The sequence below is a fragment of the Rhodopirellula sp. UH5 genome (assembly GCF_056839225.1).
This window is the reverse complement of sequence record NZ_CM166390.1, coordinates 6,025,216-6,051,519: the sequence shown is the minus strand read 5'-3', so window position 1 is coordinate 6,051,519 and position 26,304 is coordinate 6,025,216. Positions and strand designations below refer to the sequence as shown.

The 26,304-nt window shown below is 57.4% G+C and carries 26 protein-coding genes; 10 read left to right on the top strand and 16 right to left on the bottom strand.

Translation table 11 applies throughout. The features are described 5' to 3' along the window. Positions 1-36: 36 nt before the first annotated feature. Positions 37-1,299, top strand: coding sequence for a zinc metallochaperone GTPase ZigA (gene zigA, locus UH5x_RS21530; RefSeq protein ID WP_482633630.1), 1,263 nt, complete (start codon positions 37-39; stop codon positions 1,297-1,299). Between the two features lie 97 nt (positions 1,300-1,396). Here zigA and UH5x_RS21525 read toward each other — a convergent pair whose 3' ends face one another. Next, a complete protein-coding gene (locus UH5x_RS21525; RefSeq protein ID WP_482633629.1) occupies positions 1,397-1,762 on the bottom strand; it encodes a GxxExxY protein in 366 nt (121 codons plus the stop codon). Between the two features lie 163 nt (positions 1,763-1,925). On the opposite strand from UH5x_RS21525, the gene UH5x_RS21520 reads away from it, so the two are divergent. The 3 genes from UH5x_RS21520 to UH5x_RS21510 are packed head-to-tail and all read left to right on the top strand — an operon-like array spanning position 1,926 to position 3,873. Further along, positions 1,926-3,032 (top strand): NAD(P)/FAD-dependent oxidoreductase, encoded by a 1,107-nt coding sequence (locus UH5x_RS21520; protein WP_482633628.1) that lies wholly within the window; start codon positions 1,926-1,928, stop codon positions 3,030-3,032. Further along, positions 3,026-3,244 (top strand): hypothetical protein, encoded by a 219-nt coding sequence (locus UH5x_RS21515; RefSeq protein ID WP_482633627.1) that lies wholly within the window; start codon positions 3,026-3,028, stop codon positions 3,242-3,244. The genes UH5x_RS21520 and UH5x_RS21515 overlap by 7 nt, the downstream gene beginning before the upstream one ends. Next, positions 3,241-3,873, top strand: a complete 633-nt coding sequence (locus UH5x_RS21510) for a hypothetical protein (protein WP_482633626.1) — start codon at positions 3,241-3,243, stop codon at positions 3,871-3,873. The genes UH5x_RS21515 and UH5x_RS21510 overlap by 4 nt, the downstream gene beginning before the upstream one ends. 421 nt (positions 3,874-4,294) lie before the next feature. Here the strand turns inward: UH5x_RS21510 and UH5x_RS21505 are convergent, their stop codons facing one another. The 8 genes from UH5x_RS21505 to UH5x_RS21470 all read right to left on the bottom strand — a co-directional run bounded on the left by UH5x_RS21505 (position 4,295) and on the right by UH5x_RS21470 (position 12,235). Next, positions 4,295-4,951 carry a Uma2 family endonuclease gene (locus tag UH5x_RS21505; protein WP_482633625.1) on the bottom strand — a complete coding sequence of 219 codons (657 nt, stop codon included), beginning with the start codon at positions 4,949-4,951 and terminating at the stop codon, positions 4,295-4,297. A 61-nt stretch (positions 4,952-5,012) separates the two neighbouring features. Next, a complete protein-coding gene (locus tag UH5x_RS21500) occupies positions 5,013-5,720 on the bottom strand; it encodes a HoxN/HupN/NixA family nickel/cobalt transporter (protein ID WP_047813192.1) in 708 nt (235 codons plus the stop codon). A gap of 11 nt (positions 5,721-5,731) precedes the next feature. Beyond that, positions 5,732-6,097, bottom strand: a complete 366-nt coding sequence (locus UH5x_RS21495) for a DUF192 domain-containing protein (RefSeq protein WP_482633624.1) — start codon at positions 6,095-6,097, stop codon at positions 5,732-5,734. Continuing rightward, positions 6,094-7,014 carry a type II secretion system F family protein gene (locus UH5x_RS21490; protein ID WP_047813229.1) on the bottom strand — a complete coding sequence of 307 codons (921 nt, stop codon included), beginning with the start codon at positions 7,012-7,014 and terminating at the stop codon, positions 6,094-6,096. Before UH5x_RS21490 ends, UH5x_RS21495 begins: the two co-directional genes overlap by 4 nt. A gap of 329 nt (positions 7,015-7,343) precedes the next feature. After that, positions 7,344-8,234 carry a type II secretion system F family protein gene (locus UH5x_RS21485; RefSeq protein ID WP_047813194.1) on the bottom strand — a complete coding sequence of 297 codons (891 nt, stop codon included), beginning with the start codon at positions 8,232-8,234 and terminating at the stop codon, positions 7,344-7,346. Positions 8,235-8,457: 223 nt separating this feature from the next. Then, complete coding sequence (locus UH5x_RS21480; protein WP_047813195.1) at positions 8,458-9,849, bottom strand: TadA family conjugal transfer-associated ATPase; 1,392 nt, start codon at positions 9,847-9,849, stop codon at positions 8,458-8,460. Further along, positions 9,846-11,060 (bottom strand): CpaE/TadZ family protein, encoded by a 1,215-nt coding sequence (locus UH5x_RS21475; protein ID WP_482633623.1) that lies wholly within the window; start codon positions 11,058-11,060, stop codon positions 9,846-9,848. Before UH5x_RS21475 ends, UH5x_RS21480 begins: the two co-directional genes overlap by 4 nt. Continuing rightward, complete coding sequence (locus tag UH5x_RS21470) at positions 11,057-12,235, bottom strand: pilus assembly protein TadG-related protein (RefSeq protein WP_482633622.1); 1,179 nt, start codon at positions 12,233-12,235, stop codon at positions 11,057-11,059. The genes UH5x_RS21475 and UH5x_RS21470 overlap by 4 nt, the downstream gene beginning before the upstream one ends. Positions 12,236-12,625: 390 nt before the next feature. Here UH5x_RS21470 and tnpA point away from each other — a divergent pair, with 390 nt between their 5' ends. Continuing rightward, positions 12,626-13,069: an IS200/IS605 family transposase gene (gene tnpA / locus UH5x_RS21465; RefSeq protein ID WP_482633621.1), complete on the top strand. Its 444-nt coding sequence runs from the start codon at positions 12,626-12,628 to the stop codon at positions 13,067-13,069. Between the two features lie 488 nt (positions 13,070-13,557). Here the strand turns inward: tnpA and UH5x_RS21460 are convergent, their stop codons facing one another. The 7 genes from UH5x_RS21460 to UH5x_RS21430 all read right to left on the bottom strand — a co-directional run bounded on the left by UH5x_RS21460 (position 13,558) and on the right by UH5x_RS21430 (position 19,849). After that, the gene (locus tag UH5x_RS21460; protein WP_482633620.1) at positions 13,558-15,339 is read right to left on the bottom strand and encodes a hypothetical protein; all 1,782 of its coding nucleotides are present in this window, start codon (positions 15,337-15,339) and stop codon (positions 13,558-13,560) included. A gap of 77 nt (positions 15,340-15,416) precedes the next feature. Next, complete coding sequence (locus tag UH5x_RS21455) at positions 15,417-16,445, bottom strand: TadE/TadG family type IV pilus assembly protein (protein ID WP_482633619.1); 1,029 nt, start codon at positions 16,443-16,445, stop codon at positions 15,417-15,419. After that, on the bottom strand, positions 16,445-16,909 hold the full coding sequence (locus UH5x_RS21450) for a hypothetical protein (protein WP_482633618.1): 465 nt from the start codon (positions 16,907-16,909) through the stop codon (positions 16,445-16,447). The genes UH5x_RS21455 and UH5x_RS21450 overlap by 1 nt, the downstream gene beginning before the upstream one ends. Positions 16,910-16,928: 19 nt before the next feature. Beyond that, positions 16,929-17,330 carry an A24 family peptidase gene (locus UH5x_RS21445; RefSeq protein ID WP_482633617.1) on the bottom strand — a complete coding sequence of 134 codons (402 nt, stop codon included), beginning with the start codon at positions 17,328-17,330 and terminating at the stop codon, positions 16,929-16,931. A gap of 342 nt (positions 17,331-17,672) precedes the next feature. Beyond that, positions 17,673-18,020 carry a Flp family type IVb pilin gene (locus UH5x_RS21440; protein WP_283433065.1) on the bottom strand — a complete coding sequence of 116 codons (348 nt, stop codon included), beginning with the start codon at positions 18,018-18,020 and terminating at the stop codon, positions 17,673-17,675. Positions 18,021-18,437: 417 nt separating this feature from the next. Further along, entirely contained in the window at positions 18,438-18,872 is a 435-nt protein-coding gene (locus UH5x_RS21435) for a DUF2946 family protein (RefSeq protein WP_482633616.1), read from the bottom strand. A gap of 653 nt (positions 18,873-19,525) precedes the next feature. Then, positions 19,526-19,849, bottom strand: coding sequence for a hypothetical protein (locus UH5x_RS21430; protein WP_482633615.1), 324 nt, complete (start codon positions 19,847-19,849; stop codon positions 19,526-19,528). Here UH5x_RS21430 and UH5x_RS21425 point away from each other — a divergent pair. The 5 genes from UH5x_RS21425 to UH5x_RS21405 all read left to right on the top strand — a co-directional run bounded on the left by UH5x_RS21425 (position 19,848) and on the right by UH5x_RS21405 (position 26,280). Then, complete coding sequence (locus tag UH5x_RS21425) at positions 19,848-21,050, top strand: DUF58 domain-containing protein (RefSeq protein ID WP_482633614.1); 1,203 nt, start codon at positions 19,848-19,850, stop codon at positions 21,048-21,050. The two genes, UH5x_RS21430 and UH5x_RS21425, sit on opposite strands and share 2 nt — an antisense overlap. After that, entirely contained in the window at positions 21,031-23,247 is a 2,217-nt protein-coding gene (locus UH5x_RS21420; RefSeq protein WP_482633613.1) for a transglutaminase-like domain-containing protein, read from the top strand. Before UH5x_RS21425 ends, UH5x_RS21420 begins: the two co-directional genes overlap by 20 nt. After that, positions 23,244-24,191: an AAA family ATPase gene (locus UH5x_RS21415; RefSeq protein ID WP_047813206.1), complete on the top strand. Its 948-nt coding sequence runs from the start codon at positions 23,244-23,246 to the stop codon at positions 24,189-24,191. Before UH5x_RS21420 ends, UH5x_RS21415 begins: the two co-directional genes overlap by 4 nt. 146 nt (positions 24,192-24,337) lie before the next feature. Next, complete coding sequence (locus UH5x_RS21410) at positions 24,338-24,673, top strand: hypothetical protein (RefSeq protein ID WP_482633612.1); 336 nt, start codon at positions 24,338-24,340, stop codon at positions 24,671-24,673. After that, on the top strand, positions 24,670-26,280 hold the full coding sequence (locus UH5x_RS21405; protein WP_047813207.1) for a permease: 1,611 nt from the start codon (positions 24,670-24,672) through the stop codon (positions 26,278-26,280). The genes UH5x_RS21410 and UH5x_RS21405 overlap by 4 nt, the downstream gene beginning before the upstream one ends. Positions 26,281-26,304: the final 24 nt, after the last annotated feature.

The following is a 26,304-nucleotide window of genomic DNA, read 5'->3' as shown; positions in this document are numbered from 1 at the left end:
TGCCGCCCCCATCCCAACCACCCTCTTGAAAATCCAATGAACCCAACCGATCCAACAACGCCCCAGGCGGAACGTCTTCCTGTCACCGTGCTTTCCGGATTCCTCGGAGCCGGCAAGACGACACTGCTCAACCACATCCTGACCAACCGCGAAGGCCTGCGAGTCGCGGTGATCGTCAATGACATGAGCGAAATCAACATCGACGCGGCGTTGGTCAAATCAGGTGACGCGAATCTTTCGCGAACGGAAGAACAGCTCGTTGAGATGTCCAACGGTTGCATCTGTTGCACGCTACGCGAAGACCTGCTGATTGAAGTTCGCCGGCTCGCTCGCGACGGCCGCTTCGACTACCTGCTGATCGAATCCACCGGCATCTCCGAACCGATGCCGGTCGCAGAAACGTTCACCTTCGAAGACGAAGAGGGCGACAGCCTGTCGTTGGTCGCCGAACTGGACACGATGGTGACCGTTGTCGACGCAGGCAACTTCATGAAGGATTTCGGCTCGTGGGATGACCTCACCGATCGGCGTTTAGGTCTTGGCGAAGACGACACTCGCAACATTGTGGATCTGTTGGTCGATCAAGTTGAATTTGCCAATGTCATCGTCGTCAACAAAACCGACTTGATCTCACCATATGAACTGGAGCAGCTCAAACAGATTCTGCGTCAGCTCAACGCCGAGGCCAAGATCCTGACCACGACGGAAAGCCGCATTGAGCTATCCGAAATCATGGGCACCGGGCTCTACTCTCTAAGTGAAGCCGAGGAGCAACCCGGATGGTTGGAGGTACCTCGCGGGGAAGAAGAAACCGAGACCGAAGAATACGGCATCTCGAACTTCGTCTATCAAGCCAATCGTCCATTTCATCCCAAACGTTTGACCAGCGCTCTCGACGCCGACATGGAAGAAGGTTTGTTCACCGGAGTGCTTCGTAGCAAAGGATTGATGTGGATCGCGTCGCGACACGACTGGGCCTACGACTGGTCGCAAGCCGGGTGCTCGATCCGGATGAACCCAGCCGGTTTCTGGTGGGCAGCCGCACCGGAAGAGGAATGGCCCGACGACTCCGAGTCCATTGAAGAAATTCGATCCAAGTTCGTCGGCGAACATGGCGATCGCCATCAAGAATTGGTGTTCATCGGAAACGCGATGAGCCGAGAACGAATCACCCAGATTCTCGATGACTGCTTGCTGACGGACGTTGAATTTGCTCAAGGCCCGGAAGCCTGGACGAACATGGAAGATCCATTGCCGCCCATCGAGCTGGAATATGACGAAGAAACCGTTTCCAGCTGATTGTAATTCGCCACAGAGACACAAAGGGGCACAAAACGCAGCAACGCAAACGAGCGAGCTCTCTGTGCCCTCCTTGTCTCTGCCGCAAACCCAAATCCTACGTCTTGAATTTCCTGATTTGAAATTTCGCTGATCCGAAGTTGACGAGCAGCCCGTGACTCAGCGTGGTCGCTTTTGGATAGCCGAGGATTTGTGCAACATGTTTGTCATCGATTCCTCGAGCGGCTTTGATCTCAACCACCAGAATTTCTTCGACGACAAGGTCTAACTTGTATTCGCCTAAACAAAATTCGTCGTCATCAAACACCTGCACCGGCACCTGCTTTTCACAGCGAATACCCGCTTTAGCCAGACGATGAAGCAATCCGTTTTCGTAAATCTTTTCGTGGTAGCCGGTGCCCAAATAGACATGCAAATCGTAAGCGATCTGTCGAACCCGATCGCAAAGCTCTTTGACTCGCACGTCACTCCAGTCTTGATTGACACTCATCTCCTAGGCCTACTCAAAAACATGGTGCATAAACAGTTTCGCCACAGAGGCACAAAGACCACAGAGGTCTTGACCACAAAGTCGATCTTTCTTTGTGTCCTCTGTGCCTTTGTGGCCCAATCCAGGACGGTGCAAGATGACATTTGACGTCGTTGTCATTGGTGCCGGCGCCGCGGGCGTTGGTGTTGGCGTGGCACTCAAACACGCAGGCATTGAGAACTTTCGGATTCTCGATCGGCAGCGCGTGGGTGAGTCCTTCGAACGATGGCCTGCTGAAACCCGATTCATCACGCCTTCGTTTCCGACGAACTCCATTGGCATGTTGGACCTGAACTCCATCGCGATCGGCGTCTCTCCCGGGTACAGCCTTGAAGTGGAGCACCCAACGGGCCGGGAATATGCGTCCCACTTGCGTGGCGTATCACAATTCTTTGAGTTGCCTGTGCAAGAAGATGCCGATGTTCAAAGCATCGCCCAAGCAGGGAGCCTGCTTCAGATCGAAACGAGTTCGGAAACCATTTTAGCCAAACACGTGATCTGGGCAGCCGGTGAATTCCAGTACCCCCAAACGCGTGGGTTTCCCGGATGCGAACACTGCATTCACACAGCGACTGTCCCGAGTTTCGCCGAACTGGAGGGGGAGGATTTCATTGTGATTGGCGGTTCGGAGAGCGGCGTGGATGCGGCCTTCCATTTGTCCACCAACGACAAGTCAGTCCGTGTTTTTGAAAACGGTCAACCATGGGAAGGTGAAAGCTCGGACCCCAGCGTTTCACTTTCGCCCTGCACTCTCGAACGCATGCGTGAAGAGTGGTTCGAAGAGCAAGTCGAGTTGTTCCCCAACACACCGATCGCTTCCGTGATGCAGGTCGACGGTGGCTATGAGGTCAGAGCAGTCGATGGCCGCGTGTTTCGAACCTCCACGCGTCCGCTGTACGCGGGCGGTTTCAGAGGAAGCCATCGTCTGATCGAGAACCTATTTGAGCTTCGCGAGGACGGTTTCCCGCTGCTCACCCAAAATGACGAGTCGTCGCTCGTTCCTGGGGTTTTCCTTTGCGGGCCATTGGTCCGACATGACCACCATATTTTCTGTTTTATCTACAAGTATCGTCAACGGTTCGCTGTGGTCGCCAAAGCGATCGCCAACTCACTCGGCTTGCCCGCCGAAGAACTGGAAACGTATCGCAAGTGGGGCATGTACCTGGACGACCTTTCGTGTTGTGGTGAGGAGTGTGTGTGTTGAGTGCGAAAGCAATCGATGAAGCGAGCGAGTTTCCCAAATCCTGGCGAAACGCACTGACCCTTTCTTGGTTTGGGCAAACGGTTGCGAGTGCATGTTGGATGGGCAGCGTCTTTGCCTATGGCATATCGACCGCAGGCGACAGCATGCAACTGGCCGCGGCATCCGCATGGATGATCGCCAACCTCGCGACGCTGCGTGAATCGAACGAATGATCAATCGACACGTGATATCCGATCGACAATGGGCCGCCGGACTGCTCAGCCAACAGTGCTGGTGCTGGGGACAGGACGTCGCTTGCCCCGACGGCAATTGGTTGATCCACAACGGGTTTCGCAAACAAACGCCACCGCGAGATCGGAAGAATTGCTCCAGTGTTTATACGCTGGATCTTTCTCCGAGCAGCCGAATTGTCTTGCGCGGCTTTGGCGTTTACATCGGTGACGACTCCATCGGAGGTTTGTTCATCGAACGTTTCGGCTTCACCCCCAAGTACACCCCGCTGTCGAATCTGAAATGCCCACCATGGTCGAATGACGACTTGCCAGAGTTCGCCGATCCACCACCCAAGCGTCAATACAACTGCGTCAGTTTGCTGTTGCGGCTATTGGATTGGATCCGTGGCTATGAATCACAGGTCGCAACAACACTGGGACTCGGCTATCGTCGCCAAACACTCGCTCGATGGAACAACGGCGAGCGAATGTTCATCCCCGCCGAGCAACTTGCCTCGTCATGGCGAAAGCTTTCGCAGACGGTCGCGGCCAATGCTCACACATGGATTCCAATTCATCCAGAGTCGGAATCAGCTTTGTTGATGCAAATGGAATCGGACGATGGATGACATCAGCGTGATTTCCAAGAACCGCGAGCAGTGGCGGGACTGCATCACCATTCGTTGCGGCATACCGTTTCCACATGAATGAGCTTCGCCACAGAGACACAAAGGGCACAGAGGTCTTGACCACAAAGTCTATCTTTCTTTGTGTCCTCTGTGCTTTTGTGGCCAAACGAATGCGGTGCAAGACGACCGCTAAGCAGGTCGGCAGGAATGATCAAGCACAACCATGTGAGCCGTTTGGGCGTTAGCCCCGGTTGTGCGTGAATACCGTGGCGAACGCCAACGGATCACCTACCCGATGACACCTGCTTAGCTGATTTTTGAGGCCCCGCTACCACCGATTGTTCCGTCGTGTGTGTGGAAACGAGCGACCGGTCCGACCAAGCCAAGTTGGTAACCGCCATGCGGCGGTACAAATTTTCAATTACCGAAACAGCGTTTCAACCGAGAATTTGATCTCGCAGTCGTCGCAGACACGAAAGGCGACCGAATCGTTCAAGTTTTCAGTTTGATAACCACCATCATCTTGGCGTTGATCGAGAACAACCGTTTTTTCTTGTGGGTCAACAATGAGGTACGCGGCGATGCCGTGCTGGTGATAGAGCTGTCGCTTGTAGCCGAGATCGTTCCGTCGCGTGGACTCCGAAAGCACTTCCACAGCGACTGCGGGAGCCTTTTCCAAATGCCGTTCAGGTGGATCGCCGCAGACAACCATCACGTCCGGTCGCACAACGGTATCGTCACTGACAATCCAATCCAGCTCAACCACCGTTCTGGCATCGCAACCCGCATCGTGAATCGCGTTGCGAATCAGTCCAGCAAGTTCGGTCAGCGCGAGCTGATGCCGACCAAATGGGCTGGGGCTCATCGCAATCGCAATGCCTTCCCACAATTCCCAGTCACCCTTCCAGTGCTGATAGTCGCTTGCCGTGTAATGCGGTGAAAACTCGTATGCACTCGACATTTTTGATCCCTCGTAAATGCGGCCCCTCAACCAAATGGCCCGCATCAATGCAGCGGAGACGCAGAAATAGCCCGGCTGCCCACTGGACCAGTGCCCGTATTCTAGCAACGATTTCATTTGACCGAGAGTCGAGACTTGGCAATCGCGATTTTAACTGCAAGCGAATCCCCAGCAGGGATCAAGCGGTCAGTGCAATTCGACCGCAGTAAAAAACGCCAACCGCCAAAATCAATCCGGCACGCAGATACGGCCACGGCAGCTTCCCGAGTCGGCTGTCTTCGCGAATCAGGCTGCCGCCGAAACGTTGCAGCAGAATACCGACCAGCGTCAGACTGCTGGCAATCCCGGCAGCAAACAAACCGATCACCGCGTAGGCCGCGACTGGCGATCCCGTCGACATGCTGGTGAAGTAGGCGGCCAAGGCCGACGGACATGGAAGCAGCCCAAAGGCGATGCCCAGCAACGCACTCATCGAGTAGCTCGACCGTTTGGACACCGGCTCAGCATCACAACTGGCGTGCTGATGCGACTTGCACCCACACGCCATTGGCTTCGCCCGCCAAGCCGACCACAGCATCCAAATCCCCACACACATCACCAACGCGGCACTGATCCACTGCAGCGATTGCGTGACCACTTCATCGTCATGATGGTGATCACCCGAGACCAGGTGATGTGTCAGGTGCACCGCCATGGCGATCGCAATCAACGAAACGGAATGAGCCAAACCACTGGAGATTCCCATCACGATCGGATGCCAGAAACTTCGACGCTCGCCAGACAGATAGACCAGCATCGCGGTCTTGCCATGCCCCGGTTCCAAGGCATGCAAAGCACCAAGGAAGAACGCGAGACCTAGCGTCAGTTCATGGGAATGAGTGTGCATATTTTTCTCGCTTACTGACTACAAGGACATTCTTCGGTACCGCTGACAATTTTGAGCTTCCGACCGACCGCCCAATGCTTCGAAACCGACGACATTTCAATGACTGACTTGGTACCCGGAGCACACAGGACGACTTTCCAAGGGCGAACCTGCTGCCGAATTCCAACGATGCATAATTCTCGGTCCAACATGACCACGTCGATCGGAAACCGCATGAAACATGTGTGGAGAGACGAACAGGGTGTGATCAACAATCCGGTATCATCCGGCAGCGACGATCGAAACTGCAAGCCTTTGAATCGTCGCCAAAAGGTGTCGGCGACTTCGACTTGGTTCAACAGAACTTCGTTCGTGGCCGCGTCAATCAAGTGTCTCATCCTCCACCTCCCGTCAACGAATCAACGATTCGCAGCAACTGAGTGAAGAATGGACCGAGAGGCCAAACGAACAAACCAGGCAGGAAACAAACCACGAGCGGGATGACACGCTTCGTCGCGAGAGACTGTGCGAATGCCATCGACTTTTCACGGCGTTCGGCACGGACATCTTCGGCTTGCAGACGCAACGTTTCAGAGACGCTGGCCCCCATTTGTTCGGACTGGATCATCGCGGCAGTGAATCTCGTCAGCGGCGGCACATCCAACCGGCCCGCTAACCTGCGAAAGGCAACACTCCGTCGCATTCCCCCTAGCAAATCACGTTGAAAGCCTCGACACGCACTCGCCAACACTCGGTCCGGTCGTTGAGTCCTTTGCCAACGATCCAGGGCCGCATCAAACCCAAGTCCACCTTCCGAGAGCGTCGCCCAGAGGTCCATCGCGAGCGGCAGGTCACGTGACACTTGCGCCACCCGAGTGCGGCGTGATGCTCGCACCACCAGAATTGGCAAGGCAGCCACCATCACAGCGATCAACCAGGGCGAAACGATCACCACCGGCGCCAGCATCCCCGACAGCCCGCCGGGCACCGATTCGATCCCTTCCAAGAAGACTTGTTGCAGTCCCGACCACCGAAACAGCAACGCGCAGAAAATCCCACCCACCAACATCACGATCGTTGAGACAACGAGCAGCGTGCCGGCGGCCGGCGTTCCATAGCCAGCCAGCATCATCCGCCGACGAAGCCAACTGATTTGGTTTTCCTCGATTTTGGATGAGTCCGTTCGCGTCACGTCCCGTTGCAAACGGTCCAACGCCTCACCACGCCGTTGGTACCTTCGCCAAACGGAATAGCAAACAAGGATGATGCCCAGCCAAAGGACAACGACGATCGTGACTCGCAGCGATACGCTCATGATCGTGCCTTCTTCGACCCCGTTGGGGTCGGGTTTGCGTGAGGAGTCGAGGACCGGGGGTGCGCTGCGCGACCCCCGGCTACCTGCTTCCACCGCTTCGCGGTGGTTTCGGCGCGCCCCCGAAGGAGCCCCATTGGACAGCAGCTCGCTTTCTGACCCCGAAGGGGTCGTGGATGGTAGCCGTGGGTCGCGCAGCGCACCCACGGATGACGAAAACCAACGCGGCTCTCGCCCCCGACAGGGTCGAAGATTCGTTTCACCTGCTTCCACCGCTTCGCGGTGGGTCGAACATTGCACCCTCGATGGGCGAGAAGGTTTTCATTCATCGCTCACGCCTTTGGCCGACTGATTGCGTTCATCCAAACAATTCCAACAGCCTGCAATACGATCGTGGCCGCGATGGCTGCCGAACCGAGCGAACTGCTCGCAAATTCTTTCATCACGTCCGGTCGATCCAGCCACAACACCAACGCGACAAAGTAGATCAACAACAACACCGCGATCGTCGAAAATTGGCTTTGAGCAATGTTGCTGCGAATCCGCCGTGCCACCTCTTGCCGGTCACGCGCGACTCGCGCGACGGACGCCAGCACCGGAGCCAGCGAACCACCCGTTTCCCAGTGCACGCTCATCGTCGTTGCAAACAACTCCATCGCATCAATCGGCATCCGCCGGGAGAGCTCACGGAAGACACCGCTTCCGGAATCGCCAAGCTGGATTCGTCGCACACACCAGTGAATTTGATCCTGCAAGGGCGAAGCCGTGACCTCGGAAGCCGCCGCCAATGCCGCCGACGCTCCGGCACCGCTGCGCAGCATCGGAATCATCATGTCCAGTAAATCAATCAACTGCCGCTCAATCCGGCTGAGTCGCCAAGCGTGCCAGCCGACTTCGAGTTGCGCCAGCAACAGAGCCACCACCAGTCCAATCGCGGCCACTATCGAAATGGGAATCGAGGTCAGCAGGCCGATCGTCAATGAAATCAAGGCACCAACGAGGTAGGGCACCCACCGCAACGGACGCAAGAGCGGCTGAATGATCCGACGACGGTCCGCACGTGCTGAACTCGCCTCAACTTGCGGCGTCTTCGTCGGTGAAAGCAACTCGATGCTATCGCCGAGCCGATTGCCCGCGGTTGCACCGGCGAGTGAGCGACGCAGCGCCAGCGTCGCACCTGCGAGCACGAACAGCGTGATGGCTAGAATGATGAGTGTGGCCATTGGGGCAAACGATTCAACCGAATCTGTCTTCTCTTTGTTTAGGTTGGCTTCTCAAGGGTCGAAACGGAAAAGGTTGGAACGCTCGTTCCCGGGCTCTTGCCTGGGAACGCACTGCTTCGGAGGCTCCTGCCTCCACCGCCCCGTGCTCAGTAGGCAGGAGCCTGCCATTCGGTGGATTCCTAGGCAGAGCCTGGGAACCAGCACCGGCGATCCATGAAACCATTCAACGCTCCACTTTTTCAAACCACGAGGTCGGCACATCGATCGCTCGAGCATGCAGCTTCTCGACCAAACGCGGCACCGTTCCCGTGGCCACGTGCGTTCCTTGCAAACGCTTTCCCTTGCGACCGGAAACGTTGAACCGAAAGATCTGTTGCAACTGGGGCGTGCTGCCTTCCAACCCGACCAATTCATCGACCGACTCAACCCGACGCACGCCGTCTTCATAACGACGGACGTGAAAGATCAAATCAATTGCCGAGACAATCTGTTCGCGAATCGCCGTGGGCGGCAACTCCATGCCGCTCATCAAAACCATCGTCGACAATCGTGAGATCGCATCGCGAGGGCTGTTGGCGTGAACCGTCGTCAGTGAACCATCGTGCCCTGTGTTCATAGCCTGCAACATGTCCAGCGTTTCGCCGGCGCGAACTTCGCCGACAATGATGCGGTCAGGACGCATCCGCAATGCATTGACCACCAAATCGCGAGCCGTGATTTTGCCACGCCCTTCGACATTTGCCGGTCGCGTTTCCATGCGAACCACATGCAGTTGATCCAGCACCAATTCCGCGGCGTCTTCAATCGTCACCACGCGTTCATCGTCGGGGATGCTCTCACAGATCGCCCCCAAGAACGTGCTCTTGCCGCTGCCGGTTCCCCCACTGATCAGAATGTTCAAACGGGACCGAACGGCGATGGCAAAGAACTCCGCCATCGTTTCACTGAACATCCCCAGTCGCTGCAGTTCCTCCCCCCGCAATCGACGGCGACCAAAGCGACGAATCGATAGCGTCGGTCCGTCCAAGGTCACCGGAGGCAAGGTCGCATTGACACGACTGCCATCAGGAAGCCGTGCATCCACCATGGGCTGCGACTCATCGATCCGGCGTCCCACGCGAGTCGCAATTCGCTGGATGATTCGGGTCAGGTGATCGTCATCCCGGAACTCGACCTCGGTGAGTTCCAGTTTGCCATATCGTTCCACGAAAACATGATGCGGGCCGTTGACCAGGATGTCGGTCACCGACGGATCCGCCATCAGCGGTGCCAATGGCCCCAACCCGAGCGTTTCTTCCAACAAGTCGGCTGCGAGACGTGACCGTTCCGAATCGTTCAGTGGCAACTGCTCACTGGCAGCAATGTCAGCCACAAACGCATCGACTTCCTCCTTGAGTTGTTCGTTGTCGGCGGTCAGCAACCCGCGACGATCCAGGTCATCGAGCAACTGACCATGCAAACGTCCCTTGACAGTCACCGCTCGACCGCGACGGGCCGGGTCAGTGGCTTGCTTGGCCGTGTCTTCGGTGAGTCGTTCCGGTTGCGGCTTGCTGGTCGTCAATCGAGTCGGGCGTCCAACCTTGCCCAGCCGAGATCGTAGATTCGAGTCGCTCATGAGCTGACCTGCTGCTCGGGTAGCTGATCGGAATTCACACTCCCGCTTGTGGGACCGTCGGTCGCGACAACGGCCGAGACAGGTTCTGTTCCAGTCCGCCTGAGCAACTCATCTGCCAACTTTCGCATCGAGCCACCCACGCCCCACCAACCGCGTGACATGATGACAGGACGGCCCAGGTTCGCGGCTTCCAAAACACGACGATCGTATTTGATGACCGCAGCGACCGGTTCGCCAAGTTGCTCCGCCACTTCGGCGGCCGACAAGCTCCCCGCACAACTCTGAAACCGATTCAGGATCAACGAGCGCCGATCTCGGCGAACCTCCAATTGATCCAACGTCTTCAGCATCGCCGCGGTTCCGGTCAGCGTGGGCACGACATTCTCCGTGACCACCGCGACGTGATCCGCTCGGTCGAAGATCGCCAACGTCGTCGCGTCCAACAGAGGAAACGAATCGACGATCACCAAATCGAACGCCGATTTCGCGACCCCCAGGATGATCGACATGCAAGTGTCGTCCACCTCGGATGCATCGGCCGGTGTCGGCGGCGCCGCCAAAACGTGCAACCCAGATTCGTGCCGCGTGGTGACTTCACGCAGCATCGTGGCGTCCAGTCGATCCTGCATCGCGGCCACATCGGCGATCGTCATGTCCGGCGTCAGATCCAAGAGCGAGGCCGCGACCCCCAATTGCAGCGATGCGTCAACCAACAAGACTCGCTGGTCCGTCGTCGCGGCCCAGTGAACGGCGGTGTTGATGGCGATGGTGGATTTCCCGACACCACCCTTGGTGCTGGCGACCGCCAACAACCGCCCGCGACGCCCCGATTCGGGACGCGACTTGGCGACACGCCGGATCACTCCGGCAAGCTCTCCGGCACTGGCCGGACGCCGCAGAAAATCGCGAAAACCGACTCGCACGGCTTCGACCAACAAGCCATCGCTGGGGTCGGCGTCATCATCCAGAATCCCGATGATGGGGCAAGTGATCTGGTGCACCTCGATCGCATGCTGCCACGCGTCCAGCGACTCGCGTGACCCCGATAGTTCGACGAGCAACAGGTCCGGTGCATCGTGCCGCATCTGGTGAATTGCGGACGAAAGATCGATGCTGAAATCGAGGGAGTGATCCCCTTCGAGGGCCGAGGTGGCGGCTTCCAGTTCAATCTCCAGCGAGTCCGATTGAACGACGGCGAGAAACTTCGTCATGGCGTGCCTCCTTGGATTTGTTGACTGCGGACCAGGACTGGGGCACGAACGACGTTTCGTTCCGAAAGCTTTCCCAGTGAAAAGCGAATGACTTGCGATGCAATCTCAGTAGATTGAGCGTCATAGTGCAGCGTCGGCAAAGCAGCATCAAAGTCGGTCGTAAAATTGGCGAACTTACCGGTGCTGACGAATCGAAGAATCTCAACTCGATATTCGTCTTCGTCTTCGTCTTCGGTGATTCTCGCAAAAACAAAACCAACGACGACATCGAGATCGTCGCCATTGTCATCTTCGAAGCTAGAAAACATGGAGTAGAATTGCGGTTCGTCTGGCAAAGTCACTTCAGAAATGTCGGTGACTCGGTGACCAATCGACAGTGGATTGCAATCCTCAAATTCTGAATCGTAGTCTTCAAGTTGCTTCAGTGATCCCACTGGGAAAGCATCAGCGAAACCCGAATCCTGCCAATCTGCAAAGTCAAAGGCCAGCTGATTCGCTGATGGCAATCCAACTGGATTCTCAAACGCTCGACCGATCGCCACCGCCGGAGCCAGCGTCGCGATCGACTCACTACGGACAGCGATGCCATCACCTTTCAAACTCAAGTCGAGGAGCGAACCGCGACTCCACAGGTACGTCAAACGTTCCGCTGAGGTGCCTCCTGCGAGGGCGGCTTCGCCCGTCCGACGTAGGCGAACCAAGATCGAATTCGGGTCCTCGTCGTTTGGTTCAAACGCCGGGCTGCGGTCGTACCCACTGGGCTGACCAGGTAAATCGTCTGGCACCTCGCCACGCATATACTCACCGAGCACGATGTCGCCCGCGATGTCGTTGTCGACATTGGGATCCAGCATCGGACGAACGGGATCGCCGAGCGTGTCTCGTTTGATCGTTTGGGAGCTCTCCCGTTTGCCGTCATCGTTGAGGTCATAACCATCTTCCAGCTCAATGCGATGCGGTCCCCAACTCTCGGACATCTCTGCGGCACGACGGACGACCGCGTCTCGCGTTGTTTCCTTATCGGCCCCCATCGCCAACTGCCAACCACCTTCGATCGCGGCGGCGTCAGAAACCGATTGCATGTGAGCCTGGGTGAGCCGAGCCATTCCGATATCGATCAACAACCCTGCGATCGCCAGCAATGCGAAGAGCAGCATCACCACCAGAATCAACACGGCTCCACGCCGAGGTTCTTTGACCCCTCCGGGGTCACGCAGGCAGGTTGGACGACGTTCCGGGGGTGCGTTTCGCGACCCCCGGCTACCTTCTTTCACCGCTCCGCGGTGGGCTGAGATCCAGCAATGAACCGCTTCGCGGTGTCCTACACTCGACGATCCCGAAGGGATCCAAGAAGGTAGCCGTGGGTCGCGGAGCGAACCCACGGATAACGTGCCCCAAAACAATTTGCGACCCCGGCGGGGTCGAAGACGTTCACTCACGGCACCCAAGGACGAGGCGTACAAACGCGACGCCCGACCCTGAAGGGGTCGAAGATCCGACAAACAACCGCCCCCCCGCCTTACAATGACTGGCGTCACTTGCCACTCAAGCCCCAAGGCTCCGCCATGTCGACCTTTCATAGCTTGCACTACCACATCACCTTCTCCACCAAACATCGCAAACCCTGGATCAAGGTCGATTGGCGAGATCGGATGCATGCCTATTTGGGAGGAATCGTGAAGGAAATCAGCGGCGTTCCTCTTTGCGTCGGTGGTGTCGATGATCACGTCCACCTGCTCGTCGGACTCAAGACAACGCATTGCATCGCCGACTTCATGCGAGAATTGAAAGGATCGACCAGCCGATGGGTCCATAAGGAGATCGGTTACCCGCCCTTCCAATGGCAAGACGACTACGCCGTGTTTTCGCTCAGCCCGTCGGCCATCCCCGAGGTTCGGCGATACATCGAAAACCAAGACGAACACCATCGCAAGCGAACGTTCCGAGAGGAACTGATCGAAATGCTCGATCGAGCTGGAGTGAAGTACGACCCGAGATACTTGGATTGAAGTGCGCGATGGTTCTTTGCCCCCTCCGGGGCCAGGCCGGCACGTTGCGTGATGTTCCGGGGGTTCGCTTCGCGACCCCCGGCTACCTTCTTTCACCGCTTCGCGGTGGGCTGGGCTCCAGCAATGAACCGCTTCGCGGTGACTCCAACTCAACGATCCCGGAGGGATCCAAGAGGGTAGCCGTGGGTCGCGAAGCGAACCCACGGGTAGAGTAATACAACATGCCTCCCGGCCCCGAAGGGGTCGAAGACGTTCCCAGAGCGAGCGGCGCGACTCCCGGCTACCTTCTTTCACCGCCTCGCGGTGACTCCAACGCAACGATCCCGGAGGGATCCAAGAGGGTAGCCGTGGGTCGCGAAGCGAACCCACGGGTCGAACGGCACAACGCAAATCCCGGCCCCGAAGGGGTCGAAGACTTCCACTCCGCACCAACGCCGAGATCGAAAACGAACTCAATTCCCAATCGCGGGAACTCATATCGCCCCCTCTCATTCTCCCGCCCCAAACAACTGGGCTTCTCGCGAACCGCCGACGAAAATATCGGTTCGCTTGGCATCCGAAAGCGGATCGAACTTCATCACGGTCACTCGTTGCGGCGTGTCGCTCACCAAATCCAACGCGTCGACCCGCGAACTGGCCGACCGGACCGTCGCTCGCAAACTGGAACCAACCGCGACGGCGTATTCCAACTGAGCGACCTGATCGGGACGAACCGCGACGATCAACTTGGGCGACTCGGAATCCTTCGAGTCCTTCGAGTCCTTCGATTTCCTGCCCGTCGGATTGCCAGGGGATCGGGTCGGCATCACGACAATGACATCGTCCGCAATCGGTTCCACGCGAGTCCGCTGAGCATCCGTGAGCGTCACGTTGGCAAATCCGCCTCGATTGCCCCCCCGCGGTTGATCTTCCGTCCGGCTGGCCACGAGATCCAAGTGCTGACCGAACTCGAATGCATCCCCACCGATCAGTCCCTCGGTATCGAGAAAGAACAAGACCCTTCCCGGCGGCGTCGCACCAGACAATCCCGTCATCGTGCCTGCCGGCATCAAGTCGCCCTCCTGGATCGGCACGGTGGCCGGCAAATCGTGACGTGGAATTCGCCCCACCAAGTCCGAAAGATCCGTGATCCAGTTCGATTGACTCGCCGTTTCCACGGGCACCTGGATCGTTCGCACGTAAGCTGTCGCCGGATCTTCAAAGCTGGTCGGACGAATGGTTTGGTAGGCCAACAAGGTTTGCCCGGGAATCGGAACCGCCACCATGCCCTCGGGAACATCCACCGACGATTCGTTTGTGTCGACTCGACCGCTGCGGACCAAGACGTTGACTGTTGCCCCCAATTCCAACGCGGACGTGACCGCGGAAACGTCTTCTGCAGCGACAGCCAACACCACTTCCTCCACCGGCACGCTCAACAGTCGTTTGCCTTGTGAAAGCGAAGCCGATGTTTCGGTGCTGACTCGCTTGACGACTGGGGTCAGCACCACCGCTTGCCGAGCGACCAACCGCGCGGTCGTCTCCTTTTCTTGGTCACGATTGGCGCGTCCCGCATCCGCCACCAACTCTGCCCCAGGCAATTGACTGCCAGTCGAGAACTCAAAGCGGCTGAGTTTCTGCAGCGGGATATTGGCCACCAAGTCGATCTGTTCGCCCATGCTGATACGATGCACACCGGCGAGCTGAGCGGCTTCCAACGTCATCGCACGCATGCCTGGGGGAGTCGCACCCGCTAAACCTGCCGGCGTCCCACGCTCGAAAAAGTTGGCTTCGGCGAACGCAAATCCGGACGACTTGTCGCTCTTGACGACCCGGCCGATGATGTCCGTTGCCTGCGTGAACGCGCCCCCCAGTTTCACCAATTGGCGACTGGTGACGACCGATCCATCTTCGAGTTGCAAGACGATCCCCTCGTCGGTCCGCTGAGCGAGTTCAATTCGTTTGTCGACCAGCCCCCCATCGCCATCCGTCATCGTTGCACTCATGCCCCCGAGCGCTGTCAGTGGAATTTCCACCCCATGGATGCCGCCCGTGCGGGGATCCACCAAATCGCCGCGAGAGACTTTGCTGTAAGCCGGAATCGTCTGCCAGTTCATGGGCAGCGAGATCGTGTCAGGCCGAGTTTCGTCGACACGCCAGAACGCAAGCCGTTCCATTGGCACACCGGCAGCAAACAGCGATGCGATCAGGCCACCGCCGAGAACCACGAGGACCAGCAACATCGCCAGCAAGATTTTGATGAGCCCGAAGGATGATTTTTGTTTTCGCATGATGGAAGTTTTCGATGGTAGTGGATGAGGCAACGAGTCCCTTCGCCTGGGAACACGCAACTTCGTTCACACCCCTTTTATGGAGTCGCTTCAATGGAGGGTAAAAACACTTCCCTGCGAAAAATGGCGTGTGACACGAGCACTCGCCGGTACGGGCGAATGCCGATCGCATCGCCTGTCAATTCGGGGCTGGTCATCGCTCCATGAATACCGAGCCCATACTTACCCCCGTAAGTTCCTGCGTAGACCGATTCGCCCAGAGAGTTCTCAAAGACGAGCGGCTTGCTATCGAATAACGTGCCCTTCATCGCTTCAGAGTTGAGCGATTCAACCGCATCATCGTCGGCTGCATTGGGGTCACCGGCGTTTGATACAAACGCACCACGGTCTTGGTAGCTGCTCAACCAAGTCGACTGGGCGGGGTAGTGAACACGAAGTGCCACGACGCCTCGCATGTCTTGATTTGAATTTTCGAGAGAAAATGGTTCGGGGTTGGTATCGGGATCATCAACTTCCTCGACCACACACACCCAACGAATTCGCTCGGCACCACCACCGTTGTTGTGGCCTTCTTTTCTCTCGACAACGAGAGGGATCTGAACGACGTAATCTTCCGCGAGATAGTCGGGATACTCGATCCCCGACTCATCGGACTCACCTTGGGAGCGATTCAACAACGCACCGGGATACCGCATCAATCGCTTTGGCGGAGTGGCGTCGTCGTTGTCATGATCGAAAGTCTCGAGCACATAAAGCACCGCCAACTGTTGATTCAACAGCGGCATTTGCGGCACGACATAGGTAAAGAAATCGTGGCCTGGCTTCTCTTCTTTCAACTTCGTTAGATCGATCACCAACCAGCGATCGTCATAGATTCGCTGGCGGACGATTTTCTGATCGAGTGCATCCTCGAACGTCTCATCAAAAGGCAGCGGCGTTTGCGAAAGCTCCCGGGCGCCCACATTGGCCGCTTGTTGAATTTGCCCCGCCGCATAAATCCAGATGCCGAACGTGATCGCGCCACCCACCAGCATGTACAGCACCAACGCGACGAGTCCAAACTCGACGAGTGCTTGACCGGATCGTTTGTGGCAGCGACTTCGCACTATTGAACGCTCTTCATTGCGTCGAAGAATTTGTGCAGCAAATCGTGCAACTCTTTGTGGCCATCTTTCACCGCGTCGTGTTTCTTCGCCATCGCAGCATGCTTGGCCGAGAAATTCTTGTGCTCCTTTTCCAGAGCCTCGTGATTGCTCGCGTCGCCATCATGCTCGTGATGGGCGATCTCCTCGCCATGATGCATCGCGTGATCTTCATGAGCACGCATCGCTTCATCGTGCTCGATCAATTCCGCTTCGTGTTCGTAGATCTTCGCTTGCAGCTTGGCCATCATGGCCAAGGCTCGCATGTGTTCGGCACGCCACTTGGCGTGTTCAGCAGCCCATTGGTCGTGTTGCAGGTGAGCGGACTGGTGTTCCTGCTTCATGCCAGCGTGATCGTCAGCCGAAGCGACGACATTCGAGGTCAGCGAAACAAACGCAACGGCCAAGGCAAGTGCGATTTTCAACATAGGAACAATCCTTTTCGAGTCAGACGAGGAAGTGAACGAAACCGACGTAGCCAACAAACCCCGCCGCGATGGCGGGCACATAGGCGTAGTCTCGCTCGCCGCGAAGCATCGCGATCAGCGAGAGCACGCCACCGGCGATGGCCATTCCAAACAACACAATCAAAATCCCCACGGGTCCCACCAACATCCCCAGCGAAATGAGAAGCTTTCCATCTCCACCGCCGAGCTTCGCAAATCGAAACAAGGCGTACGCGATCGCAAGTCCGACGACTCCGCCCGCCAGCACCCAGACGATCGACAGTCCAAGCCAGCCCAACAGCGAACTGATAACGGCAACGCTGCCGATCGACACCGAGATCCAATCCGGAATCTCTCGCGTGCGAAGGTCGCAAGCGGTTGCGATCGCAAGCAAGGCAAACACAACAAGGGCGATGGTGATGAACAAACGATTGAAGTTGAAAGGCTGAAAGTTTTTGGCCTACGGACTACCGCAGAGCGGTGATGGAAAGTAGCCGGGGGTTGCGAAGCAGACCCCCGAGAACGGTTCTCCTCGTGCCGAAACGACCCCGTCGGGGTCGAAGATCGGTGCGAGTCTTCTTTGACCCCTCCGGGGTCACGCTTGTGTGCTGGACGATGGACCGGGGGTTCGCTTCGCGACCCCCGGCTACCATCTTGGATCCCTTCGGGATCATCTAGGAATCCACTCGCGGCAAGCGAGACTCGCCGAGAGTGGGTTGAGCTTCCATGCGTTCTGAACTTCGACTTAAGGTTCTACGACCAAACCACCGAAGCCATCGCCACCAGCAGCGGTCGTTGCACCGAAGACGTTATTGTCCAGACGACCAGTGTCCGTATTAGCTGCGATTGTGGCGCCATCCAAAGCGATCTCACCCGTATCCGCACCTGTGGTCTCAATGAGCTTCCCGCTGACCATCGGACCGTTGTCGTCCGCGTGAGCACCCGGCAGGATCGCTGCGGTAGCACCGATCAAATCGCTGGTCTTGTGACCGAAGACCGAAATGGCAGCGGCACAGATCAAAGCCACGCCGGCGATGATCAGACCGTACTCGACGAGGCCTTGGCCCTTCTTGTTGTTCAAAAACTTACGCATTGTGTTTTCCTTTGAGAAAACGAGTTGTTAACAAATGTTTTGTCGCCTGACCAAAGGTTTTGCATGACCAATGCAGGCATGTGCGGCGGCGACGAACAGACCGCACACGTTGTCCTTTCTTCGTAGTGGACGAGGCAACGAGGCCTGAGCAAGAGGACTCGTTGCCTCGTCCACTACGATCTGTCTTGTTCAAGGAGCCCCACCGCGCGAAGCACAACCGATCTGGTTTGGTCGGACCGTTTGACCGATCGCACCGCCGCGCGGCGGGACGTATTGGGTCGTGAGTCCATTTGGATCAGCGCGCACCGATCAACAGCGAGCACCAAAACAAACGAGGTGGAGATCCTGAAACAGGCTTCCAAACCGTTATGTGGGGACAACAGGCTGGACGCCTATCCCACGAACGGAGTGCGAAACCTAAGCAACGATCGCGGGTGGCCCGCGAGGCTGCGGGATCGAAAGAAGAGTCGCCGACAAGAGGCGAGCAGGCGAGACGCTGGTGAGCTCGGAAACGAACTCCACCGGAAGAACAACCACCAATTCCCAAGTCACACCGACGGGGGCAGCCAATGATTGGCAAATCCCGCAAGTATTGGGATCGTGCTCGTGAGGGCTGCTCGAATCGTGCGAAGCTGGGACCGCGATGTCTGCATCGGAACCCGATGCGTCCGGCGCGGTCGCGTGGTGATAGCACCCATGCGAGCAAACGAAAACCGTGTCGCTCGCCGAGTCCGTCACTTGCGAATGGGACTCGCTGTCACAGGTGGCCACATGCAACCAAGCCGGAGCCTGACCGAGAACGATCAGGCTGCAGAGCAGGCTAGCGACGAGGGGCCGGAACAGCGAAGTCATGAAAGCGACGTTCGATTCAAAGAGATTTTGATTGTGGCAAAGTGGTCCGACCAAAGACGATTGCTGCCTAGTACGATGACTACAACCCTTCCGTTCGTCAAGTTCATCATTCAAAACTTGCAGACTTCATCGCTTTTGTCCGTCACGAGCAATTGCAATCAGATTCGGATCGCATGTCGTGGGCAGGCGACCGATTCGCTCATCCCTCCAGTCACTCAACGGACTGACGCTCTGAACCATTTCAAATGACAAGCCGTAACATCGCGAGAACAATCATGGCATCCTTGGTCGGACCGTTGATTCCCGCTTGAATCAATCTGCATTGCTTCAAGCTTCTTCCGCTTTTCAACGTTGGCAACCGACTCTTGGCGTCGTTTCGCATCTTCACCGTTTACTTGACTCTGGCTGCGTTGCTGTTCGGCAACGCTGCAGGTTGGGTTCACGTGGGGTGCTCGTCACACACCGCGGGTTGCTGTGCCGTTGAATGTCATCCGAGTGGGCATTCTCATGGCGAATCGCATTGCCTGGCAGACTCACATCGCCTGACTGACGCTGGCTCCACGCATGATCACAGTGGGCACAGTTGCTGCCATCATGGTCACGCGAACCACGGTGAAAGCGAAGTCACTTGCCAGAGCGACGCAGATGATTGTTCAGCCGAGTCCGACTCGAATCAACCGACAGAGCCGCACGATTCGGATCGCTGCTCGATTTGCCAGAGCTTCTTTGGGTCGCGTCATGCCGCCTTGCTTTGGGACACGCTGGTTCAGTTCGAACCACTGACCGCCAGCCGCGAGATCGTGCTGGCCGACACCGCGTTCGTTCCCAACACCGCGTCCAACCTCCACTGGGTACGGGGTCCGCCGAGCGTCTAACGCTTCGCGATTGTTTCCCCCTGTTTCGCTTCCGTACCCAAGGTGCGCTTCCATGGCCATTGTCCATGAAGTTCCCAGGTCGGCGAGTTGGTTATCACGCATGCTGACGACCGATTTTTGCCCCTGGGCGAATCGTTTTGTTTACTGGCTCAAAGAGCCAATCGGTTGGTTCGTTCTGGCAACCGCGATCAGCGTGATCGTCGGTTTGTACTTGAGTCCCATCGGTTGGGTCCTGGCCGCGTCCTTGTCCGCGATCATGGTCGTCGGGATGGCCTGGCCGTTGGTGGCCGTGTCCGTTACGAGATGCGAACTGCGGCCCGAAACAAATTGCGTTCATGAGGGGGATGCATGCCGAATGCTTGTCTCGGTTCGCAATCGGCTTCCCATTCCAGTTTGGGGATTGTCCGTCGAAGGCTACCTGGATTGTGAAGGTGATGAAGCGGTTCCCACGGTCGGACTCGCTTGTGTGCCACCGATGTGCGTCAGTGACTTTGGCATCACCGTCAATCCGACACTGCGAGGCCATTACCCCATTCAATCGCCTTCCGTTGCCTGCTCGTTTCCATTTGGAATTTGGACCGCACGGCGAAAGCTGTCCACGACGAAGTCGCTCACGGTCTGGCCGAAGGTTTATCCGGTGCAAGGCGTTTGCCCGATCATCGGTCTGACCAGCACCGATCACGGCGACGGAAATCTCGGCGGTCGAAGCGGCGACTTTGTCGGCGTGAGAGACTATCGCCGCGGCGATTCGGCCAAGCACATCAACTGGGTCGCATCCGCCAGAGTGGACACGTTGGTCGTGACCGAACGTGGCGGACCGCAGTCGGTGGAACTGGATGTGTTTGTCGACACTGCCATTTCCCCCTCCGCCTCCACGACACTCTCCGAAGAGGAGCAATCTGAATCCGTCGGGCGTGAACGGCTGGCCAATCGCATTCGCATGGCGGCCAGTGTCTTGATCAATCTGCACCAAACCGGGGTGCCAATGCGTGTCACGATTGGCCCGCAAAGTTTGTCTTTGCCACATGGCGCCAAAGGCAGGCAGCAGATTCTCAACGCACTCACCGAGATCCCCGCCGATGGAATCGTTGCCCCCATCCAACGAAAACGGATCAGCAAACACGCCCGAATCGAGTTCGCGACCGATCCCCCTGGGTGCGAAGTCGTGCAGGTGATTGACCCGCGGGGCGGCCGCCGGGCAGGTGGGCGATCGGTGACGAAACAAATCGCATCGAGCGGTGCGTTGGCGCAGCAAATCGGCGACTTCTGGACGGAGGTGCGTGATGCTGACGTCGCCGCGTAAACGAACCGAAATCATCCTGCTCGCAATCCTTGCGATCGTCGCCGTTGTGCCGCTGCGATTCTTTGTTGAATCAAAGCTCTGGTTTCTGACGGAGATGGGAACGTTGTTGGTTCTCCTGGCCGTAGCGGAAGTCGTCAAGACTTTCGGTGTGGAATCAGGCAGATCGAAACTCGTGACGAGCTCCGCTACGACGCTGCTCGCAATCACCCCCGTCCTGTTCGCAACCCTGGCCCGAGCATTCGGTTCGCCAATCGCGTTTGAGATGTCCGCTCTCTCGGCATTTGGTTCGGTCTCGTTGGCCGTTGCCATCGCGGCAACCACCGATCGAACCCGATCGATGTCCTTGGTTGCCAGTGGTTTCCTGGTGCTGTTTGCCACGTCCATTTCCGAACACCCACACGCCGTCTGGCTGGCGGTTGCCTGGATGAGCGTTTGCGTTTGGCACTTGGTTGCCAATCACTGGGAAAAACTCGACGTCTGCTTGCCCGACTCCGTTCGCCCCGCCGTGGGCGTTCGTCCCGCAAGCGTGCTGGTCGCCGTTGCGTTGTGCGTTGCCGGTGGACTGGTCGTTCGCGATCGCGTCGGTCCAGCCAATCGAATGACCAACGGTGTGATGCCCACCAGCGGAGGATCCAAGTGGTCCGACCCGGCAGCACGCTCTGGCATTGGAACAGGCGACGCTGCGATCGCAGCGAAGGATCATGCCGAGTCCTTCGGCGCGGTCGAATCGGAGATCTTCTTGGAATCCACTGAGTCGTCGCTGTTCGACATGGTCAACGAAATGATTGGAGAACCCAAGCAAAAAATGAAATGGGATCGTCGCCAAGCGATGGGCAGCGAGAACCTGATCCCGACGCACGATCAAGCCGCCAAAAGTGAAAAAGGCGGGGCCTCTTTCAGCACCGATCGAATGCCACCGAAGAAACATCACCACTTCGAAGATGCAAAAGAAAACGCGGTGATTCAGTGGGACGGACCCACCGGCATTCGATTGGCGATGGAACGCTTCGACACCTTCGATGGTGTTGACTGGACCAACTCAGCCGATCACTTCAACAATCAACTCAGCCGACAGGAGATTGATCAACATGTTTGGTTCTTCGACCCACACATAAAATCCAGAGCGTTCAGCAACAGCGACCTGGTGTCGGTCAACTTGCTGAAGGTATTGCGTCTCGATTCAACGCGGTTTCCGTCACCGATGATGACGGCAGGACTGCATATCAAAGACATCAACCGCCAAGACTTCTTTGGCATCACCAACGATGGTTCGTTGTTCATGCCCGAACGCGACAAGATCCCGCCCCTGACGGTTGTGAACCTGGCTTCGATCCAGGTGATGGAAGATGAACTGTGGGAACGGCTTCCACGATGTGTCACCGAAGTCGAGGGACATCCAACGCTGGATCCAGCTTCCACGCCGCACCCATACGAACAACTGCAAGCCATCGTCCACCGATTGCGAACGGAGTTCACGTTCGATCGCAACACCGCGAGCCTGACCGACAACCCAGTCGAAGAATTCTTGGAAAGCCGCCGCGGTGGCGATCACCTATTCGCGACCGCAGCAGCACTCCAAGCACGTGAAATCGGATTGCAATCCCGACTGGTGACCGGGTTCTATGTTCGTCCGGACTCCTACGACTTCACCGCGGGACATGCAAACATCACCCCCGAGGACGTTCACGTTTGGGTGGAGATCCAACTCGACGACGGACGCTGGTTCGAACTGGAACCCACACCGGGGTACCAATCACCCATCTACACGCCGTCTTTGTGGCTGAGCACCAAACGCTTTGCGGCAGCGCATTGGATCCATGGCTGCCTCCTCATCGCAATCGGTGCCGTGATATTCCTCACGCGGTTGATTTGGATCGAGTGGTTGCTGGCAACCATCTGGTCGCTGTCGTTGTTGCTGCCCTCGAAACACCAATTGCGAATCGCCATGCGGATCGTGGAAACGCGAGCCCGCTTGATTGGCAAAGCTCGTCCGACGGGGAAACCGCAACGTGATTGGTTGGAATCCTTGGTCGCCCGTGACGTTGGCCTCCACGATCACGTCCAGCAATTCTGCGATGTGGCTGACCAAGCCGTCTTTGGCGCACCGACACCGATCGATCGTCGCCAACTCAGCTCGGTTGTTCGCGGATTGAAAACCAAACAATTGAAATCGATTCCAAGTGAGACAACCGCATGAGTGTGGCAACAGAACACGAACACGAAACACAAGCCGCCCTGCAGGCGATGCGTGAGCAACTCGGAAGAGTCCTTTTGGGCAAGTCCGAACAAATCGAAATGGTGATTGCGTGCCTGCTCGCACAAGGCCACTTGCTGCTGGATGATTTGCCGGGAACGGGCAAGACAACGCTGGCGAAAGCCCTCGCGGATTGCTTGGGAGGCCGACTGGCCCGGATCCAGTGCACGCCGGACTTGTTGCCGACCGACGTGACGGGGTTCAATCTCTTCAACCAAAAAACTCGGGAGTTCGAGTTCCATCCCGGTCCCGTGTTCTCCGACGTGCTCTTGGCGGATGAGCTGAACCGAACAACGCCACGTACCCAGAGCGCCTTGCTGGAAGCGATGGCGGAACGGCAGGTCACGATCGATGCGGTCCCGCACTCACTCTCGGACACGTTCTTTGTGATCGCGACGCAGAATCCGATCGACTCACACGGCGCCTATCCATTGCCCGAAGCCCAACTGGATCGGTTCACGATCAAGCTTCAAATCGGATACCCCGACCGCGCCGCACAACTTGGGATTCTGGAAAACGCTGCCCGTGCGACCAGTTCCCATGACCGTCCGAGCAGCACCCTCTCATTGGCCGAACTGAGGCGGATGCAGCAACACGTCCAAACGATTTCCGTCCACCCGAAAGTCCGCGAATACTTGGTTGACTTGGTCGAAGCAACGCGTGACGACGCAACCATTCAGCTCGGTGTGAGCCCCCGAGGCATGCTGCTGTGGCAACGGATCGCTCAAGCTTGGGCGGTGCTGCAAGGTCGCGACTTCGTGACCCCCAGCGACGTTGCCAAGGTGGCTCACCCGGTCCTGTCCGTGCGTTTGCTGACGATGACCGACGACGTCGATTCCGTGATCGACCGCATCATGGCTGAAGTTCCCGCACCGGAGTACAAGTGATGACTCGCAAGCCCAAGCCATCGCAACCAGCACTTCCACGCCACCGGCTCTGGATTTCAGCTCTCGTCCTTTCACTTCTCGCCCTGCTTGTTGGCTGCAGCACGGATGACGCTCCCAAGACCTCCCTTTTTGAACACGACCACGTCGTGTCATCGCACTGGCCCAGTGACCTTGCCGACTTGTCGAGCAAGCTACGCAGTCGAATGGAGGAATACGGCGATTCGCCCGACGAACACCTGCGTCACGAAATCGAAGACCTTGTCGACTGGGTCAGTGAATTCGCTGCGGACACGCCCCTGTCCGAAACCGATTGGATTCCGCTGCATGAAAACAGCCAGGCCGTCTCGGCAAACTTGAAGGCAACCGACGGAGCGTTCGCCAGCGATGACCTGAAACAGATCGAATCACTCTGCCAACGGATCGATGAATCGGTCTCCCTGATCCCGGAACACTTTGCCAGCGTGAAAGCGTCCACCCCATGAACCAACCACTCACAATCATGTTGACGGGCGGATTCGTTCGCGTCCTTCAAGGCTTCGCTGCCGCCGCGCCAACGTTGCTGGTGGGTCTGCTGATCGCGTCGATCATGCGGTACTACCTCGGCGACAAGGGCACCCGAAGGTTGTTCGGCGGCGAGACAATCCGATCACTGCCACAATCCTGGTTGGTCGGCATGCTCTTGCCAGTCTGCTCGATTGGCGTGCTGCCGATTCTCTGCGAGATGCGACGGGCTCGCGTGAAGCCGGGGGCGATGTCGGCGTTCGCTCTCTCCGCTCCGTTGTTCAATCCGCTGTCGCTGCTTTACGGGCTGACACTCAGTCGACCGATGGTGATCATTCTGTTTGCATTCGGTTCACTGATCATCGTCACAGCGCTCGGACTGTTCTGGGATGCGTTCGGCGGGCGGAAAGAACCAGCTTGCGATTCAGAACCAGACATCTCGGATGCCGATCCCACCAACCCCGACTACTTGATCGGTCTGCGGCGACTGGCCGCCACGTTCGTTCACTTCGCTCGTGATCTCACCGGTGCGAGCCTTGGTTGGACGGTGCTCGCGTTGTCCGGTCTCGCGGTTCTGGCCGCTGTCCTTCCCTTTGGAGCCATGCAGCACTCCGTGGAACGCGACGACTGGCTGGCGCCGTTGACGATGATGGGAGTCGCGATTCCTGTTTACGCGACCCCGATGTTGGCGATGAGCCAGTTGGGGATGATGTTTCAACATGCCAACTCACCCGGTGCAGCGTTCACCCTGTTGATCTTGGGCACCGGTATGAACCTGGCCACTCCGGTCTGGTTTGGAAAGCACTACGGATTCAAAGCGACGGCACGGTGGACGGTTTCCCTGCTGGTGATCGTGCTGGGAATCTCCTATGCAATCAATCAGCCGCTGATTCCACCGGGGGTCGAACCTGCCGGTCACACGCATGCCTTTGACATCTACGCCAATCCGATCCCGGTCTCCCAAGGGGGCAACACAACCTCGCTGCGAGACTTGGTTGTCAAGGACCTCGACTTCAGCGTCATCGCTTCGCTCGCCGTCCTGGGTTTCTTCAGCTTGGCCGGGATCGGTTTGCGACTCATGAAAATCGATGAGGCTTGGTTGGTGCGAACTGCCAAGGCTCACTCGTTTGTTTCCTCCCTGACATCGGAAGATGCAAAACCTCGCAAGGGACTCGACTTGGTGGTCCCGCCAGGCATCATCGGAGCGACCATGCTGGCGGGCTTGGTCGCGATGAGTGTCGTCGCCTGCTTCGCCTACTACCCATCGGCGGAGGAATGCTTGGATGAGATCAGCATGGCGAGGGCAGAGTGTTTGTCGGCGGCCAACAGCGGCCAAGCCGAACACGCTTTGTATTGGCTGCCTGTTTGGGAAGACTGGAGTCGCCGAATGGAAGTCGGAACATTCATTCGCACGGGGCAGATTCGGCCCTACCAAAGGATGCAGGGTTATTTGATCCGCAAAAAGCTCGAATTGCTCGAACATGAACTGGAGCACGACCCGTTCGAACTGGAGGAAACACAGCAGGTCGTGAGGAATATTCTGTCAACCAACACCCGCTGGGTACGTTCATTTCGACCCCAAGACTGACAATCCGATCTCGACGAGATTACA

Excerpts from the sequence above, each read along its gene's own strand:
- UH5x_RS21415 (WP_047813206.1), top strand. The coding sequence starts at position 23,244 with ATGAGTGTGGCAACAGAACACGAACACGAAACACAAGCCGCCCTGCAG.
- UH5x_RS21520 (WP_482633628.1), top strand. The coding sequence starts at position 1,926 with ATGACATTTGACGTCGTTGTCATTGGTGCCGGCGCCGCGGGCGTTGGT.
- tnpA (WP_482633621.1), top strand. The coding sequence starts at position 12,626 with ATGTCGACCTTTCATAGCTTGCACTACCACATCACCTTCTCCACCAAA.
- UH5x_RS21495 (WP_482633624.1), bottom strand. The coding sequence starts at position 6,097 with ATGAGACACTTGATTGACGCGGCCACGAACGAAGTTCTGTTGAACCAA.
- zigA (WP_482633630.1), top strand. The coding sequence starts at position 37 with ATGAACCCAACCGATCCAACAACGCCCCAGGCGGAACGTCTTCCTGTC.
- UH5x_RS21450 (WP_482633618.1), bottom strand. The coding sequence starts at position 16,909 with ATGTTGAAAATCGCACTTGCCTTGGCCGTTGCGTTTGTTTCGCTGACC.
- UH5x_RS21505 (WP_482633625.1), bottom strand. The coding sequence starts at position 4,951 with ATGAAATCGTTGCTAGAATACGGGCACTGGTCCAGTGGGCAGCCGGGC.
- UH5x_RS21475 (WP_482633623.1), bottom strand. The coding sequence starts at position 11,060 with ATGACGAAGTTTCTCGCCGTCGTTCAATCGGACTCGCTGGAGATTGAA.
- UH5x_RS21425 (WP_482633614.1), top strand. The coding sequence starts at position 19,848 with ATGCTGACGACCGATTTTTGCCCCTGGGCGAATCGTTTTGTTTACTGG.
- UH5x_RS21420 (WP_482633613.1), top strand. The coding sequence starts at position 21,031 with ATGCTGACGTCGCCGCGTAAACGAACCGAAATCATCCTGCTCGCAATC.
- UH5x_RS21440 (WP_283433065.1), bottom strand. The coding sequence starts at position 18,020 with ATGCGTAAGTTTTTGAACAACAAGAAGGGCCAAGGCCTCGTCGAGTAC.
- UH5x_RS21435 (WP_482633616.1), bottom strand. The coding sequence starts at position 18,872 with ATGACTTCGCTGTTCCGGCCCCTCGTCGCTAGCCTGCTCTGCAGCCTG.
- UH5x_RS21430 (WP_482633615.1), bottom strand. The coding sequence starts at position 19,849 with ATGCGTGATAACCAACTCGCCGACCTGGGAACTTCATGGACAATGGCC.
- UH5x_RS21485 (WP_047813194.1), bottom strand. The coding sequence starts at position 8,234 with ATGGCCACACTCATCATTCTAGCCATCACGCTGTTCGTGCTCGCAGGT.
- UH5x_RS21480 (WP_047813195.1), bottom strand. The coding sequence starts at position 9,849 with ATGAGCGACTCGAATCTACGATCTCGGCTGGGCAAGGTTGGACGCCCG.
- UH5x_RS21510 (WP_482633626.1), top strand. The coding sequence starts at position 3,241 with ATGATCAATCGACACGTGATATCCGATCGACAATGGGCCGCCGGACTG.
- UH5x_RS21490 (WP_047813229.1), bottom strand. The coding sequence starts at position 7,014 with ATGAGCGTATCGCTGCGAGTCACGATCGTCGTTGTCCTTTGGCTGGGC.
- UH5x_RS21405 (WP_047813207.1), top strand. The coding sequence starts at position 24,670 with ATGAACCAACCACTCACAATCATGTTGACGGGCGGATTCGTTCGCGTC.
- UH5x_RS21500 (WP_047813192.1), bottom strand. The coding sequence starts at position 5,720 with ATGCACACTCATTCCCATGAACTGACGCTAGGTCTCGCGTTCTTCCTT.
- UH5x_RS21460 (WP_482633620.1), bottom strand. The coding sequence starts at position 15,339 with ATGCGAAAACAAAAATCATCCTTCGGGCTCATCAAAATCTTGCTGGCG.